This is a genomic window from Streptomyces boncukensis (genome assembly GCF_011045075.1).
GTDB classification, from domain to species: domain Bacteria; phylum Actinomycetota; class Actinomycetes; order Streptomycetales; family Streptomycetaceae; genus Streptomyces; species Streptomyces boncukensis.
The window spans coordinates 1-1,678 of sequence record NZ_JAAKZZ010000907.1 but is presented as its reverse complement, the minus strand read 5'-3'; the positions used below and the strand labels follow the sequence as shown (position 1 = coordinate 1,678).

2 protein-coding genes and 1 pseudogene are annotated in these 1,678 nt (G+C 73.1%); 1 reads left to right on the top strand and 2 read right to left on the bottom strand.

From position 1 onward, the window contains the following. Positions 1-225 (top strand): annotated as a pseudogene (locus G5C65_RS36890) (arylamine N-acetyltransferase); the annotation flags it as partial. A gap of 231 nt (positions 226-456) precedes the next feature. Here the strand turns inward: G5C65_RS36890 and G5C65_RS36885 are convergent. Together G5C65_RS36885 and G5C65_RS36880 are read right to left on the bottom strand one after the other, a co-directional pair. Further along, entirely contained in the window at positions 457-1,155 is a 699-nt protein-coding gene (locus G5C65_RS36885; RefSeq protein WP_165303396.1) for a PH domain-containing protein, read from the bottom strand. A 258-nt stretch (positions 1,156-1,413) separates the two neighbouring features. After that, positions 1,414-1,678 (bottom strand): zinc ribbon domain-containing protein (locus G5C65_RS36880; RefSeq protein ID WP_165303395.1); only part of this gene is annotated, 265 nt, incomplete at its 5' end.

Below are 1,678 nucleotides of genomic sequence, written 5' to 3'. Positions count from 1 at the left end.
ACCCCCTTCGTCCTCCGCCCCCTCATCCAGCGCCAGCAGCCGGACCGCCTGGACATGCTCGACGGCATCAGCTGGACGACCCACCGTCCGGGCCGGGAGGTCGTCCAGGAGACGGTCCGCCCGCACGACGTCCCCAAGCTGCTGGTCGACGTCTTCGACAACCCCGTCCCGCGCGAGGAGGCGGACCTCCTGGTGACCCGCCTGGAGAAGCTGAACGCCGAGTAGGCCGCGCCCCGCGGATCACGGTGGCCTTCCTGCCGCTGCTTCCGGGTCGGGTCTGCCCCGTGCTGTTGCGTCGCAAGGCGCGGGTGCATGCGGGGTTGCGCGCGCAGTTCCCCGCGCCCCACGGGGGCGCTTCAGGGGCGCGGGGAACTGCGCGACCAGCCACACCTCAGCCGCAGCCTGCGACGCGCAGCAAGGGGCAGCCCCGACCCAGCATGATCCGCCGGACCGGCGCTAGCGCGTCGCGTACAGCACGATCAGCGCGATGGCGCCCGCCGCCGCAGGGGCCAGCACCTCGTACGCCCACCGCACCGAGACCCGGCCCTGCGCGGGCTCGCTCTCCCCGTGCCGCTCCAGCAGCTCGCGCAGCTCGTCCACGGCCTGGTCGGAATGGGCCCGCTTCTCCTCGGCCTCACCGGGGTCGACGTCCGGCACCCCGCGCCCGCCGAACAGCCCGCCGCGGGGGGCGGCCCCCTGTCCGGACGCGATCCGCTCGTTGTGCCGGTGGGCCTTCTTGCGGTCCCGCAGCGAGACGGGGATCGCCCACATCTGGTACTTGGCGCCGTCCGCGACGACCTCGCACGAATACCCGGCCCGCACGGACTCCACGCTCCCCCACGGCGCGGTCACCGTCCGGAACGGGTTCCGGATCCGCAGCCGCTGCTCCCCCGCGTACACCGCCGGGCGCAGGGTGAACGCGACGACCAGCGGCGCCCCGCACAGCAGCCCGGAGAGCGCCAGCGCCCGCTGGTCCCCGTGCCCGTTGATCGCGGCGTCCGAGACCAGCCAGACCGCGAGCGCCAGCAGCGCCACGCCCCCCGCCATCCCGGCGGGCGAGCGGTAGACCCGGTCATCGAACTTCTGCCGCGGCCCGCCGGGCGCGCCCCCGTGCTTCTCGCCGCGGTCCTCGCCGCCTGCTGCGTCCTCGCTCATAGCGCCGATTCTGCCCGATGGCCCCGGGGATTGGTCAGACGGGCGGCCGGCCTCCAGTGGCACGCCCTCTGGCACCCGGGACAGGCCGTTGACGTGTACGTGCTCAGCAGTCACTCTCGGTGCGTCCGACGCTGTGGCCCCTCGCCGTTCCGGCCCGTCCCAGGGAGAGATGCCGTCAACTTGACCCGGCCCTGAAGGGACCGGGCTTGGAGGTAGTGCCCAACTGGCTGCTGGGTTGACTCCTCCGTCCAGACACCCCTATGGGGTGGCAGGGACGCGTGACTCACGCCCCGCAGCCCACACGTTCTCGCCCCGGTGGGCGAGGACGTGGGAAGCGTTCCGGTCGGCGTGCGCAACGACGCCGCACGACCGGCATACGAACTTGGCCTGGGAGACGCGGTTGAGCCGGTCGACGTGTCCGCATTCCGCGCACTCCCGGGAGGAGTAGGCGGGGTTGACGAACACGAGCGGGACACCGACCCGCCGCGCCTTGTAGACGATGAAGTCTCCGAGCTGGGCGAAG